The sequence below is a fragment of the uncultured Candidatus Pelagibacter sp. genome (assembly GCF_943788075.1).
Classification (GTDB): Bacteria; Pseudomonadota; Alphaproteobacteria; order Pelagibacterales; family Pelagibacteraceae; genus Pelagibacter.
Genome location: NZ_CALSOW010000004.1, coordinates 172,143 through 187,819, shown reverse-complemented (window position 1 = coordinate 187,819; position 15,677 = coordinate 172,143). Strand labels below are relative to the sequence as shown.

The following is a 15,677-nucleotide window of genomic DNA, read 5'->3' as shown; positions in this document are numbered from 1 at the left end:
TTGAAATATATTTTGTCGCGTTCTATAAATGTTCTATTGAATAGTTGTTTATATAGTATATTAACAACAAACGCATACAACATATAGTTGTTTTCGTCACAATAACAAATTATAGTACTAAATATGAATAAAATTCTATCACAGGCCCTTAAGAAAGCTGTCTCCGAATATAGCCCAGAAGTTAAAGAAGTTTCAAAAGGAAATAGACCTGATCTTTTTTCTTTAAGTACTGAAACTGAACTTTTTCAAAACGATAAGGGAATTATAATTAAGATCGACAGATCCAAAGATGCAAACCTAACTGACTTTGGTAAAGCAACATTAAAAGATAGATACCTAGGTCATAACGAATCTTTTCAAGATTTATTTGCACGTGTTGCAAGTTCATACGCAGATGACAATTTACATGCACAAAGAATTTATAATTACATAAGCAATCTTTGGTTCATGCCAGCAACACCCGTTTTATCAAATGGTGGAACTAAAAGAGGTTTGCCTATTTCATGTTTTTTAAATGAAGCATCAGATAGCTTAGGAGGAATTCTTGATCTTTGGAGTGAAAATGTTTGGCTAGCTGCAAAAGGTGGTGGTATTGGAAGTTACTGGGGTAACCTTAGATCTATTGGAGAAAAAATTGGTAAAGTTGGAAAAACATCTGGAATAATTCCTTTTATTAAAGTTATGGATTCTTTAACGATGGCAATTAGCCAAGGCTCTTTAAGAAGAGGATCTGCTGCTTGTTATTTACCAGTTGATCATCCTGAGATTGAAGAATTTATTGAAATGAGAAGACCCACGGGTGGTGATCCAAATAGAAAAGCTTTAAATTTACACCACGGTGTTTTACTTTCAGATGCATTTATGAGAGCTGTAGAAAATGATGAGCAGTGGGGACTAAAAAGTCCTGCTGATGGTACTGTTCAGCAAACAATTTCTGCAAGAAATTTATGGATAAGATTATTAACTGCAAGAATTGAAACAGGTGAACCTTATATTATTTATATTGATACAGTTAATAGATTAATTCCACAGCATCATAAACTTGCAAACTTAACTGTTAAGACATCAAATTTATGTAGCGAAATAACTTTACCTACAGGGATTGATAAAGATGGAAGAGATAGAACAGCTGTATGTTGTCTATCTTCACTTAACTTAGAAAAATATGATGAATGGAAAGATGATCCAGACATGATTAGTGATGTGATGAGATTTTTAGATAATGTTCTAACTGATTTTATAAAAAAAGCTCCCGACCAATTTAAAGATGCAAAATATTCCGCAGAAAGAGAAAGAAGTGTTGGATTAGGTGTAATGGGCTTTCATTCTTTTTTACAAAAAAATAGAATTCCACTTGAGTCAGTAATGGCAAAGTCTTGGAATAAAAAAATATTTAAACAAATTGATGAACAAGTTAATAAAGCTTCAAAAGATTTAGCTGAAGAAAGAGGAGCTTGCCCAGATGCTGCAGAATATGGATATCAAGAAAGATTTTCTAACAAAACAGCTATTGCGCCAACTGCATCAATATCAATTATATGTGGTGGAGCATCACCTGGAGTAGAGCCAATTGCAGCTAATAGTTATACTCATAAAACATTGTCAGGTTCTTTTAACGTTAGAAATAGATATTTAGAGGAAATCTTAGAGGGTCATGGTAAAAATGATGATGAAACTTGGTCTACAATCACAACAAATCAAGGCTCTGTATCTCATTTAGATTTTTTAACTGATTTAGAAAAAGATGTTTTTAAAACTGCCTTTGAACTTAATCAGCAGTGGATTATTGAGTTAAGTGGAGACAGAACTCCATTTATATCACAAGCTCAATCAGTAAATTTATTTTTACCAGCTGATGTTCATAAAAAAGAGTTACACAAAATTCATTTTGATGCTTGGAAGAAAGGCTTGAAGAGTCTTTATTACTGTAGATCAAAATCAATTCAAAGAGCTGAAAATATCAATGATGCAAAATCAACAGATGTTTTAAACAACGTTTATAAAAACAAACAAACTAAATCTGAAGAACCAGAATACGAGGAGTGCCTATCATGTCAGTAGCAGAAAAAATTAAGACACCAAACAATGAAATAATTCAACCCAAAAAAATGGGTTTATTAGTTGAAAATCCAGTTTACAAACCTTTTAGATATCCATGGTGCTATGATGCGTGGTTAACACAACAAAGAATTCATTGGTTACCGGAAGAGGTACCACTAGGTGATGATGTTAGAGATTGGCAAAAAAACTTAACTCAATCTGAAAAAAATTTATTAACTCAAATATTTAGATTTTTTACTCAAGCTGATGTTGAGGTTAGCAATTGTTATCTAAGACATTACACAACTGTATTTAAGCCAACAGAAGTTTTAATGATGATGACAGCTTTTGCTTCAATGGAGACAGTCCATGTAGCGGCTTACTCTCATTTGTTAGACACTATAGGAATGCCAGAGTCAGAATATTCTGCTTTCATGAAATACAAAGAGATGAAAGATAAATATGACTACATGCAAGGTTTCAATGTAAATTCTAAGGAGGATATTGCAAAAACAGTTGCGGTGTTTAGTGCATTTACAGAAGGCCTTCAATTGTTTGCAAGTTTTGCAATTCTTTTAAATTTTCCAAGGCACAATAAGATGAAGGGAATGGGTCAGATTGTTACTTGGTCTGTTAGAGATGAAACTCTTCATTGTAATTCTATGATTAGAGTTTTCAAAGAATTCATAAATGAAAACCCTGAAATATGGACTCCAAAACTAAAAAAAGAACTTTATGAAGCTTGCAGAACTATTATTGAACATGAAGATGCTTTTATTGATCTTGCTTTTGAAATGGGTCCAATGGAAGGTTTAACTGCTCAAGAAGTTAAAGATTACATTAGATTTATAGCTAATAGAAGACTTACTCAATTAGGTCTAGAGCCAATTTATGATGTACAAAAAAACCCTTTAACTTGGTTAGATACAATGTTGAATGCTGTTGAGCACATGAACTTCTTTGAAGGTCGTGCAACAGAATACTCTAAAGCATCAACGCAAGGTACTTGGGTAGAAGCTTTTAGTTAATTTTGGAATACAAAAAATACTACCGAAAAACTAGTTTAAAGCAAAAAGGAGTCGGTTCTTTTTTTTTAGAAGAAGTCTTAGAAAAAAAACCTAAAACCTTTTTAGAAATTGGTGTTTTTCATGGAGTAACAGCTAGAAATGTTTGTGAACTTTTGTTTAAAATTCATGGAAATAACTTTAATTACATTGGTTTAGACTTATTTGAAGAGAGTGATGAAAATAAAAATGAAGTAATACCTAATACTACCTTTTCATCAAATCCAGTAAAACAATTTTATTATAAATATATAAAAAGACAAAACCCATATAGTCTAGAAGCTGTAGAGGAATTATTAGCTAAATTTAAAAATAATATTCATTTAATTAAGGGTAACTCAAATAAAGTGTTAAAAAAAATTGATATGTCAAAAATTGATTATGTCTTTTTAGATGGTGGGCATGAATATAACACTGTGCTCAATGATCTTAATTGTTGCCATGAGGTAATAATTAATAATGGTACAGTTTTATGTGATGATTATGATCTAGAACAAGCGCCTGGTGTTAAACAAGCAATTGATGAGTTTGTAGATAAAAATGACTTTAACTGTTCTATTGTATGTGATGATAGATTTGCTAAAATAGAAAAAATAGAATTATCTATAATTTAATTCCATAACTTTTCGGTGCTTGCTACCTTTATATTTAGCAAGTGGTCGAATAAGTTTATTCGCAGCGTGTTGCTCCATTATGTGCGCTGACCAACCGGTAATTCTAGAAATTACAAATATCGGAGTAAAGAAATCAGTATCAAAACCCATTAAATGATATGTGGGACCAGTAGGATAGTCCACATTTGGGTGAATATTTTTTTTCTTGATCATCACTTTTTCAACAATGTCATAGATTTTTTCGAAAGTTTTGTCTTTTTTGATTTTGGCAACTTTTCCAAAATATTCTCTCATAGTTGGAACTCTAGAGTCCCCAGATTTATAAACTCTATGACCAAAACCCATTACCACTTCCTTATTTTTAAGGGCATTATTGATCCATTTTAATGCATTTTCAGGTTTCTTAATTTTTCTCATCATGTGCATTACTTCTTCGTTAGCACCACCATGAAGTGGACCTTTTAAACTGGCTATAGCGCCAGTTATTGCTCCATGAATATCTGACAAACTACTAGTAATAGTTCTTGCAGTAAAAGTTGAAACATTAAAACTATGCTCTGCATATAGTATTAGAGATACATCAAATGCTTTAACAATTTCTTTTTGTGGAACTTTACCAAAACACATGTAGAAAAAGTTTTCAGCAAAAGTTAATTCTTTTTTAGGTTTAATAATTTTTTTACCATTTCTAATTCTGTAAAAAGCAGCCAAAGCTGTAGGAGTTTTAGCAAAAATTCTTAGAGCTTTTCTCATATTAGCCTCAGGTGATGAGTCTGATGTTTCATTATCCTCTAAACCCATTACACTCACAGCTGTTCTTGCGACATCCATTGGATGTGATTTCTTGGGCATATGTTTAATTATTTCATACAAATTTTTTGATAATTCTCTGTTATTTTTTTCTTCTTTTTCAAATTGTTTCAATTGAATTGAGTTTGGAAGATCTTTGTTTAAAATCAAATAAGCAACTTCTTCAAATCTACAATATTCACATAAATCTTGAGCAGCATAACCTCTGTAAGTTAGAGAGTTTATTTCAGGCATTACTTTTGAAACTTCTGTTTCATCAACCACTATTCCCAATAAACCTTTTTTTATTTCATCACTCATTACTCATGTCCTTCCGTACTAAAGTTATAAATTTTTTCATCAAGCGAGTTGTATTTTTCGTACTCAACTAACTCATAAAGTCTTTTTCTAGTTTGCATTTTATCAATAATATTATTCTGATGTCCATTCGCATAAATGTCTCTTAATCCATCTTCCACATTTTTCATTGCTAATCTTTGTGTAGTGACTGGATAAATCACTATATTATATCCAAAATTCTCTAGTTCTTTATAGTTGAAAAGTTTTGATTTTCCAAATTCAGTCATATTGGCTAATAAATAACAAGAAAGTTCTTTTCTAACTTTTTCAAAATCTTTTTCATCTTGTAATGCTTCAGGAAAAATAATTTCTGCTCCAGCATCGATATATGCTTTACATCTATCAATCATTTTATCAATTCCCTCAACGCCCTTAGCATCTGATCTTGCAATTATTTTAAAATTACTATCTTTTTTTGCAGCAACACATTCTTTAATCTTATCAACCATAGCTTCCGTGGAGATCAATTCTTTATTATCTAGATGACCACATCTCTTTCTTTCAATTTGGTCTTCTAAATGAACAGCTGTAATTCCAAATTCTTCAAAAGTTTCAATAGTTTCTTTGCAAGATTTAAAACCTGTATCTATGTCTACGATTGTAGGTAAATTAGTAACTCTTGAAATTAAATAAGATCTAGTACTAACATCTTGTAAAGTTGTTAAGCCAATGTCTGGAAAACCAAGGTCATTAGCCATAACACCACCAGATATATAAACTGCATCATACCCAATTTCTTCAATTAGTTTTGCAGTTAGTGGATTGTAGGCCCCTGGAACTCTTAATATTTTATTTGATTTTAATTTCTCGACAAAATCTATTCTTTTTTGACTTGGTTCTTTATCGACAAAGTGCACTAAAATATTCCTTTTTTTAAATTTCTTTTTAAATCATTTTTTTTAACTTCTATATTTAATTTATCTAATTGACCCGATTTTAGTTTTTTTAAATTTTGAACTGTTTTCAAAAAACGATTACTCTCTTTTTTATCAAGGATACCATCCGTTAAAGTTAAAAATTTATTAATATAGTTTTGTCTTTTAAACGGTCTCGCACCATAAGGGTGAGCATCAGCTCTATCAAGTTGTTCAGTAATTTTTTTACCATTATTTAAAGTGACTACTACCTTAGCTCCAAAAGATTTTTTCATTGGATTTGGATCATGATATTTTCTAGTCCATTTTTTGTCTTCATAAGTTGTAATTGATTTCCAAATTTTAATAGTACTTTTTTTATTTGCTCTAGCTTTCGTATAAGATCTCACATGGTGCCAGTCTCCATCTTCTAATGCCACAGCAAAAATATACATTATAGAGTGATCAAGTGTTTCTCTGCTTGCATTTGGATCCATTTTTTGAGGATCATTAGCTCCAGTTCCAATTACATAATGAGTGTGGTGACTTGTAAATATATCAATTTTTTTAATTTGGTTTAGATTAGTTATTTTAGTTTTAAGTTTTTTAGCTACATCAATTAATGCTTGCGATTGATACTCTGCAGAATATTCTTTTGTATAAGTCTCAAGGATAGCTCTTTTAACTTCTCCTTTTTTAGGAAGTGGCACTTTATAGTTAGCTTTTTTTCCATCTAATATTCTAGCTATAACACTATCTTCTCCTTCATAAATTGGGCTCGGTGCTCCTTCACCACGCATAACTCTATCTACAGCTTCAATTGCTAGTTTACCTGCATGAGCAGGTGCATAAGCTTTCCAACTTGAAATTTCACCTTTTCTGGATTGTCTTGTTGATACAGTTGTATGCAGAGCTTGTTGAACTGCTTGATAAATTGTTTCAGTATTAAGTTTAAGCATTGAGCCTAAACCTGCAGCAACACTTGGTCCTAAATGAGCTATATGATCTACTTTATGTTTATGTAAGCAAATTCCTTTAACTAGATTTACTTGAACTTCATAGGCAGTAATAATTCCCCGTAATAAATCTAAACCATTAATTTTATTTTGTTGAGCAACTGCCAAAAGAGGAGGAATATTGTCTCCGGGGTGACTGTAGTCGGCTGCTAAAAAAGTATCATGAAAATCAAGTTCTCTAACAGCAGTTCCATTTGACCATGCTGCCCATTCGCAATCAAATTTAAGTTTTGAGTTTACACCAAATAAAGTTGCACCATTTTTTCTAGAATGTTTTAAAGCCATTTCTCTTGAAGAAACAACGGGTCTTCTATTGAGAGATGCTATTGCAACAGATGCATTATCGATAATTCTATTGATCACCATTTCTATTGCATCTTTATTTAAAGTTACATTATCGCTTGCAATTTCAGCTATTTTCCAAGCAAGTTGTTTTTTTTTAGGAAGGTTAATTTTAGATGGGTAAACTTTAACTGTATGTAATAACAAAATATCTCCTTAATAGTGATTTTGTTTTAATAGTTAAAAAAAATTAATCAATATTAAAGATATTTTGTTATTATTTTTTCTATGCCAATAAAGTCTTTTATAAGATGATTATGATATATTTCAGTTGTATTTTTTTCAGTATATCCATTTTCCAATAAAATTACTGGTATCTCTGCAGCCTTAGCCGCATTTGCATCGGTTTCGCTGTCACCAATCATTATAGTTTTTTTTATGTCACCATCTAGAATTTCAACTACATTTGTTAAGTGTCTTGGATCAGGTTTGCAATAATCAAAAGTATCTGATCCAGCTACATATTCAAAAAAATCATAAATTCCAATTTTTTTTAAAAGATCATTAGATAGATGCTCTTGTTTATTAGTACAAACAGCCATAGAAATATTTTGTTCCTTACACCATTTTAAAAATTCTTTAACACCATTAACGAGTGTACTTTCATTAACAATATTTTTACCATAAAAATTTACAAACTCTTTAACCATTTCATCTTTAATCTTTTCATCTAAAACTTTACTAAATTCTTTTTTTGCTTGTCCCCATATAGATCTCCCTATTAAAGCACCAGCACCTTTGCCAACTAAATTTCTAATATCTTCAGTTGATTTAGTGGGGTAGCCAAATTTTCTCATTACATGGTTATGAGCTAACATTAAATCTGGGGCTGTATCCACAAGGGTGCCATCTAAATCAAATAAAATTGTGAATTTTTGCTTCATTTCAAAAGTTTTTTAAAGAAATATTATGTGAATTAATTAAGTCACATACTTAATATAAAGCATTTTAAAATGAAAGAATTAAATTTACAAAAAATTCAAAACAAGCTTCGAAATAAATTTTTGACAAGTGGTGTTAAAATGCTTGGACCTGAAACAATTTTTTTTTCAAATGATACTAAAATTGGAAAGAATGTAATTATTGAACCTTATGTTGTTATTGGGAAAAATGTGAAAATTGGAAATAATGTCATAATAAAATCATTTTCACATTTAGAGTCTTGTAAAATAGAAAATAAAGTTGAAGTTGGCCCTTATGCACGAATAAGACCAGACACTATTTTAAAAGAAGGATCTAAAATTGGAAACTTTGTTGAAATAAAAAAAAGTGTTATTGGAAAAAAATCTAAGGTAAATCATTTATCTTATATTGGTGATAGTAATCTTGGTAAATCTGTTAATATAGGTGCAGGAACAATTACTTGCAATTATGATGGTGTTAAAAAAAGTAAGACAAAAATAAAAGATAAGGTTTTTGTGGGATCAAATTCATCTTTAGTAGCACCAGTTACTATAGATCAAGAAAGCATTATTGGCGCTGGTTCAGTAATAACAAAAAATGTAAAAAAGAAATCTTTAGCATTAACAAGATCATTACAAACAGAAATAAAAAATTATAAAAGAAAATAATATCTATGTGTGGAATAATTGGAATATCTAGCAATAAGTCAGTATCAAGCAGCATTATTAATTCTCTAAAAAAATTAGAGTATAGGGGTTACGACTCTGCTGGAATTGCAACTTTGTCTGATGGTCATATTAATGAGGTTAAATCTGAGGGTAGAGTAGAAAATTTAGAAAATAATTTTGATTTAAAAAATCTTTCAGGAAATATTGGTATTGGTCATGTTAGATGGGCAACTCATGGAGTGCCAAATAGTGTTAATGCGCATCCACATTCATCAGAAAATGTATCTGTGGTTCATAATGGAATAATTGAAAATTCAACATTATTAAAAAAATATTTATTAGGTAAAGGACATAAATTTAAATCACAAACAGATACAGAGGTAATTGTTCATCTTATTACAGAAAACCTTAAAACATCCGAATTACAAGAGGCTATTACTAAAACTTTAAAACAACTTCATGGAAGTTTTGCCTTAGGAATTATTTTTAAAGATATGCCAGATTTAATAATAGGTGCAAGACGTGGCTCTCCTTTGGCAGTTGGATATGGCCCTAATGAAAATTACCTTGGATCAGATTCTTATGCTCTAAAATCAATGACCAATAAGATAACTTATTTAGAAGATGGTGAATTTTGTTTTATTAAAAAAGATGAGGTTAATTTTTTTAATGAAGAAGGGATAAAGATTAATAAAAAAGTTTTAGAACTTTCTTCTGACCAGCAAAAATATGATAAAGGAGATTACAAACATTTCATGGCTAAAGAAATTGAAGAACAGCCTCAAACTTTAAAAACTGGGATTAAAGAATATGTAGATAGTGTAAATAAAGATATTAATATTTATAATTTTCCTTGGAAAATGGATGAAATCAAATCAATTATGTTGATTGGTTGTGGAACTGCTTACCATTCTTGTTTAATGGCCAAATATTGGTTTGAAGAATTAACAACTTTAGATGTTAATATTGATATAGCATCAGAGTTTAGATACCGAAAAAATAGATTTAAAAACGATACTTTATATATCTTTGTATCTCAATCAGGTGAAACTGCTGATACTTATGCAGCTTTAGATTTATGTAATAAAAATAATATGAAAACTTGTGCAGTTGTAAATGTAATTGAAAGTTCAATTGCACGAGACTCAAATTTTGTTCTACCAATTCATTGTGGTCCTGAAATTGGAGTTGCTTCAACTAAAGCTTTTTTAGGACAAATACTTGTTTTGTATATTTTGTCATTAAAATTATCATCATTAAGAGAAGAAATTAAAAATAAAGATTATCAAGAAAAAATAAAAGATTTAAAAAATCTACCAAAACTAATTGAAGAAACTTTGTTAGTAGACAATGATATTCAAGCTATTGCTTCAACATTTAATGAGGCTAAAGGATCAATGTTTTTAGGTAGAGGATTTTCTTATCCAATTGCATTAGAAGGTGCATTAAAACTTAAAGAGTTGTCATATGTTCATGCCGAAGGTTATCCAGCAGGTGAAATGAAGCATGGACCATTAGCTTTAATTGAGGAGGGTATGCCCGTTGTAGTTTTAGCTCCAAGAGATAACTATTATAAAAAAACTATTTCAAATATGCAGGAAGTAGTAGCAAGAGGGGCTAAAGTTTTATTGATTACCAATAAAAGTAAAGATGAAATTGTATCTGAAAATATTTGGGAAAAAATTGAAGTAGAGACTACAAATGATGACTTGCTTCCATTTCTTTTAACTATTCCACTACAGAAACTTGCATATTATTCAGCCCTTAAAAAAGGTTATGATATAGATAAGCCAAGAAACTTGGCAAAATCAGTAACTGTTGAATAAAGTCCAAACTCTGCTAAAACAATCCCCAGTTGAATATGAAAAATTGGAAAAAAAATAGTTGGAGAAAGTATCCTGTAAAACACATACCTGAATATCCTGACAAAAAGGAATTGGATACGGTGTTGGATAAGATTGGAACATTTCCACCATTAGTGTTTGCCGGGGAAACTAGACATTTAAAAGATCAACTTGCTGATGTGGTAGATGGAAAAGCATTTTTACTTCAAGGAGGAGACTGTGCGGAAAGTTTTGCAGAATTCAATCCAGACAATATTAGAGACACATTCAAACTAATGTTACAGATGTCTTTAGTATTAACTTACTCAGCATCTTTACCCGTTGTTAAAGTTGGAAGAATAGCTGGTCAATTTTCAAAACCTAGAAGTTCTCCAGTTGAATCTAAAGATGGTGTGGAACTTCCAAGTTATTTAGGAGACAATATTAATGGAATGGAATTTAATGAAAAATCAAGAATTCCAGATCCAAAAAGATTATTTAAAGCATACTCTCAATCAGCTGCAACATTAAACCTTATTAGAGCTTTTTGCCATGGTGGTTTTGCTGATCTTCAAAATGTTCATAATTGGAACTTAGGATTTATTAAAAATAGTCCAACATTAAAAAGATTTAAAGAACTTGAGGATAGAATAGCAGATGCTTTAGCATTTATGGATGCTTGTGGAATTAATTCAGATTTTAACAGAAGATTAAAGACAGTTAATTTTTGGACTTCTCATGAAGCATTATTGTTACCTTTTGAAGAAACAATGACTAGAACAGATTCTACGACTGGTGAAAATCATGATACTTCGGCCCACTTTGTTTGGATTGGAGATAGAACCAGACAACTTGATGGAGGCCATGTTGAGTTTTGCAGAGGTATTAAAAATCCAATAGGTATTAAATGTGGACCAACATTAAAACCAGAAGATTTAATAAACCTTTGTAATAAAATTAACCCAAGAAATGAAAAAGGTAAAATCACTTTAATTTCAAGATTTGGTGCAGATAACGTTTCAAAACATTTACCTAAATTAATTAGAGCAATTAAAAAAGAGGGTTTAAATGTAATTTGGTCTTGCGATCCTTGTCATGGAAATACGGTTAAAGCTGCAACAGGATTTAAGACGAGACCATTTAATAGTGTTCTAAAGAGGTTAAGAATGTATTTGCATGCCACCAAAGTGAAGGAAGTTACGCAGGTGGTTTACATATAGAAATGACTGGCCAAAATGTAACCGAATGTATTGGGGGTGCTCAAAAAATATCAGAAAAAGATTTATCATCAAGATATCATACTCATTGCGATCCAAGACTTAACGCAAATCAAGCATTAGAATTAGCTTTTTTAATTTCTGATGAGATTAAAAAGAATAGCTCATATTCCAAAAATGCAGACAGAGCGGCATCTTAAAACATTGTAAAAGATACCAACAACTAATATTTTAAAACTATGAATGCCTCAGAAAAAGTTAATTTTATATCTAATTGGATAAAAGATTATGCCAATAACATGCCGAGTAAGGCTCAATCATTAGTTATTGGAATTTCTGGAGGGATAGACTCTTCAGTCTCAAGTACTTTAAGTGCAATGACTGGATTAAAAACAATTGTATTATCCATGCCAATTAAACAAAAATCACAACAACATGATCTTAGTTTAAAGCATCAAGAGTGGCTAATGAATAAATTTAAAAATGTTGAAGCACATACAATAAATTTAGATGAATTGTTTTCAGCCTTTTCTTCTAGCTTATCTAAATTTAATAACGAACATGGGATGGCAAATTCTAGGGCAAGATTGAGAATGACCACTCTTTATCAAGTAGCAGCTGCAAACAAAGGTATAGTTGTTGGTACAGGAAATAAAGTAGAAGATTTTGGTGTTGGATTTTACACAAAATATGGTGATGGTGGAGTTGATATATCTCCAATAGCTGATTGTAACAAATCAGAAGTTTGGGGAATTGGAAAAGAGCTTGGAATTTTAAAAGAAATAATTGATGCAGCTCCAACTGATGGTTTGTGGGATGATGGTCGAACGGATGAAGGCCAGCTTGGTCTACAATACCACGAACTAGAAGAAGCCATGGATAATCCTAACTCACAGAATAGAGCAAAGTACGAAAGTATAAGAAAACAAAATTTGCATAAAATGGAGCCCATTCCAGTATGCAAAATTCCAAATTAATCAAATAGATTCACAAATCTATAAATTAAGTATATTTCTAAAATGATGAATAAAGATATTTTTTTAACAAACAATCTAAGTAACAAAAAAGAAAAATTTGTACCAATAGATGAAAAAAATATAGGCATGTATGTTTGTGGACCAACAGTTTATGATGATCCTCATATTGGTAATGCAAGACCAATAGTTATCTTTGATATTCTTTTTAAAATACTTAAAAATAAATATTCATCAGTCACTTATGTTAGAAATATTACAGATGTAGATGATAAAATAATTAAATCATCAAATGAAAAAAAAATATCTATTTCAGATTTAACAAAAACTGTAATTAAAAGTTTTAGCGAAGATTGTAAGTATTTAAATTGTGAGAATCCCAACAGAACAACCTAAAGCGACAGAACATATTGATTTAATGATTGAGATGATTTCTGAATTAATCAAAAAGGGTTTTGCTTATGAAAATAATAAGCATGTTTATTTTGAAGTAAAAAAATTTGATGAATATGGTCAATTATCAAATAAAAAATTAGAGGAATTAATTGCTGGATCTAGAATTGAAATAAGTGATAACAAAAAGAGTTCAGAAGATTTTGTATTGTGGAAACCTTCTTCAGAAAATGAACCATCATGGGAGTCACCATGGGGAAAAGGTAGACCTGGTTGGCATTTAGAATGCTCTGCAATGTCTAAGAAATTTTTAGGAAATGAATTTGATATACACGGTGGAGGTATAGATTTGATTTTTCCACATCATGAAAATGAAATCGCTCAATCAAGATGTGCAAATGATACCAAGGTTTTTGCTAATTATTGGCTACATAATGCTTTTATTACTATGTCAAATGAAAAGATGGCAAAATCTCAAGGAAATATTTTAAAGATAAAAGATTTTAGAGATAAAGTTAGTGGACAAGTTTTAAGACTAGCTTTGATAAGTGCTCATTATAAACAGCCATTGGATTGGAATGATAAATTATTAGATGATTGTCAAAACACAATTGATAAATGGTACAATGTTTATTTACCTTCAAGCAAAGCTTTAGATGATGAAATTATTCAACCTTTATATGATGATATAAATACACCAGGTTATATTGCAAATTTACATAAACTTTATGACAAAGCGAACAACGGAAATGATGAGGATAAAAAGATTTTTAATACAGCATGTAATTTTATAGGTTTGCTTCAAGAAACTAAAGAAGAGTGGTTAAATTTTAAAAAAGGAAAAGTCGATATTTCAGAGACTGAAATTGAAAATAAGATAGATCTTAGAAATAAAGCTAGAGCTGATAAAAATTATAAAGAAGCTGACAATATTCGAGACTACCTTTTAGACAAAGGTGTTTTAATAGAAGATAAAGATGGTAAAACAATTTGGAAATTTAAATGAGTAAGGAAAAGCTATATATTTTTGACACCACATTAAGAGATGGGGCCCAAACCCAAGGTGTTGATTTTTCAATTGATGATAAAGAAAAAATATCAAATTCATTAGACAGTTTAGGAGTGGATTATATCGAAGGTGGATGGCCTGGAGCCAACCCAACAGATACTGAATTTTTTAACAAAGATCATGGTTTTAAAAACGCAAAACTCACAGCTTTTGGAATGACCAAAAAGTCTGAACATAGTGCTGAAAATGATCCAATGTTGGCATCATTAATTAACTCAAAAAGTTCGTCAGTTTGTTTATTTGGAAAATCATGGGATTTTCAAGTTGATGTAGCACTTGGAATTACTAATGAAGAAAATTTAGAAAATATTAAAGAAAGTGCAAAACATATTGTTGGTTCAGGTAAAGAATTTATGTTTGATGCAGAACATTTTTTTGATGGATATAAAGCTAATTCTGATTACGCTTTAAAGTGTTTAAAAGCAGCATATGATCAAGGAGCTAGATGGATTGTTTTGTGTGATACAAATGGTGGTACCCTTCCACATGAAGTAACTAAAATTGTATCTGAGGTTATAAAACATATTCCAGGGGAAAATTTAGGTATCCACGCTCACAATGACACAGAAAATGCAGTAGCAAATAGTTTAGCTGCAGTTCAAGCAGGTGTTAGACAAATCCAAGGTACTATTAATGGATTAGGGGAGAGATGTGGGAACGCAAATTTAATGTCTTTAATTCCATCATTATTTTTAAAAAAAGATTTTAGTGAGAAATTTAAACTTAATATTAAAAGAGAAAACCTTAAGAATTTAACACAATGCTCAAGATTATTAGATGAATTACTAAATAGAAAACCTAATAAACATTTACCTTATGTGGGAGCTTCTGCTTTTTCACATAAAGGTGGAATGCATGTTTCTGCAGTTCAAAAGGATCCAAAAACATATGAACATATTGACCCTGAGGAAGTGGGAAATTCAAGAAACATTGTAGTCTCAGATCAAGCTGGCCAGTCAAATATAATGTCTAGATTAAAATCAATTGGTATCCAAATTGAAAAAAATGATCCAAAAATTAAAAAACTTTTAAATGAAGTTAAAGACAGAGAATTTATTGGATATAGTTATGATGGAGCAGATGCTTCATTTGAATTATTAGCTAGAAGATTGATAGGTGATATCCCAAGATATATTTTAATTAATGAATATGATGTTTCAGTTAAAAAGGATATTGACGGTGAAATTATTTCTCATGCTAAAGCACAATTAGAAGTTGATGGTCAAAAAATATTATGTGAAGGTCAAGGAAACGGACCTGTCAATGCACTTGATAATGCGATTAGAAAAAATGTAAATAAACTTGCTAAATATTCTGAATATTTAAAAGATTTAAAATTAGTTGATTATAAAGTAAGAATTCTAAATACTGGAACAGAAGCGGTAACTAGAGTTTCAATTGAAAGTACAGACTCTAAGGGTGTTAACTGGTTCACTATTGGAGTTTCCCCAAATATAATTGATGCATCTTTTAAGGCTTTGGTTGATAGTTTAGACTATAAATTATTTAAAGATAAGGCTCCAGCAAGTTTATAATTTTTGGTTTTTATAA

Annotated in this window: 11 protein-coding genes and 2 pseudogenes; 9 read left to right on the top strand and 4 right to left on the bottom strand. The window is 30.4% G+C overall.

All coding sequences use genetic code 11. The features are described from left to right. The first annotated feature begins 123 nt into the window (after positions 1-123). The 3 genes from Q0X98_RS05720 to Q0X98_RS05710 are packed head-to-tail and all read left to right on the top strand — an operon-like array spanning position 124 to position 3,718. The gene (locus Q0X98_RS05720; protein ID WP_297682000.1) at positions 124-2,061 is read left to right on the top strand and encodes a ribonucleoside-diphosphate reductase subunit alpha; all 1,938 of its coding nucleotides are present in this window, start codon (positions 124-126) and stop codon (positions 2,059-2,061) included. After that, positions 2,052-3,068, top strand: coding sequence for a ribonucleotide-diphosphate reductase subunit beta (locus Q0X98_RS05715; protein ID WP_271483897.1), 1,017 nt, complete (start codon positions 2,052-2,054; stop codon positions 3,066-3,068). Before Q0X98_RS05720 ends, Q0X98_RS05715 begins: the two co-directional genes overlap by 10 nt. 2 nt (positions 3,069-3,070) lie before the next feature. After that, on the top strand, positions 3,071-3,718 hold the full coding sequence (locus Q0X98_RS05710) for a class I SAM-dependent methyltransferase (RefSeq protein ID WP_297681999.1): 648 nt from the start codon (positions 3,071-3,073) through the stop codon (positions 3,716-3,718). Here Q0X98_RS05710 and Q0X98_RS05705 read toward each other — a convergent pair. Genes Q0X98_RS05705 through Q0X98_RS05690 form a run of 4 tightly spaced genes read right to left on the bottom strand, consistent with a single transcriptional unit; the run spans position 3,704 to position 7,963 of the window. Further along, entirely contained in the window at positions 3,704-4,828 is a 1,125-nt protein-coding gene (locus tag Q0X98_RS05705) for a bifunctional 2-methylcitrate synthase/citrate synthase (protein WP_297681998.1), read from the bottom strand. The genes Q0X98_RS05710 and Q0X98_RS05705 overlap by 15 nt on opposite strands. After that, positions 4,828-5,724: a methylisocitrate lyase gene (prpB, locus tag Q0X98_RS05700; RefSeq protein ID WP_297681997.1), complete on the bottom strand. Its 897-nt coding sequence runs from the start codon at positions 5,722-5,724 to the stop codon at positions 4,828-4,830. Before prpB ends, Q0X98_RS05705 begins: the two co-directional genes overlap by 1 nt. Continuing rightward, positions 5,724-7,226 carry an MmgE/PrpD family protein gene (locus Q0X98_RS05695; RefSeq protein WP_297681996.1) on the bottom strand — a complete coding sequence of 501 codons (1,503 nt, stop codon included), beginning with the start codon at positions 7,224-7,226 and terminating at the stop codon, positions 5,724-5,726. The genes prpB and Q0X98_RS05695 overlap by 1 nt, the downstream gene beginning before the upstream one ends. Before the next feature lie 53 nt (positions 7,227-7,279). Beyond that, positions 7,280-7,963: an HAD-IA family hydrolase gene (locus Q0X98_RS05690; protein WP_297681995.1), complete on the bottom strand. Its 684-nt coding sequence runs from the start codon at positions 7,961-7,963 to the stop codon at positions 7,280-7,282. A 69-nt stretch (positions 7,964-8,032) separates the two neighbouring features. On the opposite strand from Q0X98_RS05690, the gene Q0X98_RS05685 reads away from it, so the two are divergent. The 6 genes and pseudogenes from Q0X98_RS05685 to cimA all read left to right on the top strand — a co-directional run bounded on the left by Q0X98_RS05685 (position 8,033) and on the right by cimA (position 15,661). Next, entirely contained in the window at positions 8,033-8,650 is a 618-nt protein-coding gene (locus Q0X98_RS05685) for a DapH/DapD/GlmU-related protein (RefSeq protein WP_297681994.1), read from the top strand. A gap of 5 nt (positions 8,651-8,655) precedes the next feature. Continuing rightward, the gene (gene glmS / locus Q0X98_RS05680; protein ID WP_297681993.1) at positions 8,656-10,476 is read left to right on the top strand and encodes a glutamine--fructose-6-phosphate transaminase (isomerizing); all 1,821 of its coding nucleotides are present in this window, start codon (positions 8,656-8,658) and stop codon (positions 10,474-10,476) included. 35 nt (positions 10,477-10,511) lie between these two features. Next, positions 10,512-11,890 (top strand): annotated as a pseudogene (locus tag Q0X98_RS05675) (3-deoxy-7-phosphoheptulonate synthase class II). A gap of 39 nt (positions 11,891-11,929) precedes the next feature. Continuing rightward, positions 11,930-12,667 (top strand): NAD(+) synthase, encoded by a 738-nt coding sequence (gene nadE, locus Q0X98_RS05665; RefSeq protein ID WP_297681991.1) that lies wholly within the window; start codon positions 11,930-11,932, stop codon positions 12,665-12,667. A 45-nt stretch (positions 12,668-12,712) separates the two neighbouring features. Then, positions 12,713-14,063, top strand: a pseudogene (gene cysS / locus Q0X98_RS05660) (cysteine--tRNA ligase). Then, entirely contained in the window at positions 14,060-15,661 is a 1,602-nt protein-coding gene (cimA, locus tag Q0X98_RS05655) for a citramalate synthase (protein ID WP_297681990.1), read from the top strand. The pseudogene cysS and the gene cimA overlap by 4 nt, the downstream one beginning before the upstream one ends. The last annotated feature ends 16 nt before the right edge of the window (positions 15,662-15,677 follow it).

Excerpts from the sequence above, each read along its gene's own strand:
- Q0X98_RS05720 (WP_297682000.1), top strand. The coding sequence starts at position 124 with ATGAATAAAATTCTATCACAGGCCCTTAAGAAAGCTGTCTCCGAATAT.
- Q0X98_RS05715 (WP_271483897.1), top strand. The coding sequence starts at position 2,052 with ATGTCAGTAGCAGAAAAAATTAAGACACCAAACAATGAAATAATTCAA.
- Q0X98_RS05705 (WP_297681998.1), bottom strand. The coding sequence starts at position 4,828 with ATGAGTGATGAAATAAAAAAAGGTTTATTGGGAATAGTGGTTGATGAA.
- Q0X98_RS05690 (WP_297681995.1), bottom strand. The coding sequence starts at position 7,963 with ATGAAGCAAAAATTCACAATTTTATTTGATTTAGATGGCACCCTTGTG.
- Q0X98_RS05685 (WP_297681994.1), top strand. The coding sequence starts at position 8,033 with ATGAAAGAATTAAATTTACAAAAAATTCAAAACAAGCTTCGAAATAAA.
- glmS (WP_297681993.1), top strand. The coding sequence starts at position 8,656 with ATGTGTGGAATAATTGGAATATCTAGCAATAAGTCAGTATCAAGCAGC.
- nadE (WP_297681991.1), top strand. The coding sequence starts at position 11,930 with ATGAATGCCTCAGAAAAAGTTAATTTTATATCTAATTGGATAAAAGAT.
- cimA (WP_297681990.1), top strand. The coding sequence starts at position 14,060 with ATGAGTAAGGAAAAGCTATATATTTTTGACACCACATTAAGAGATGGG.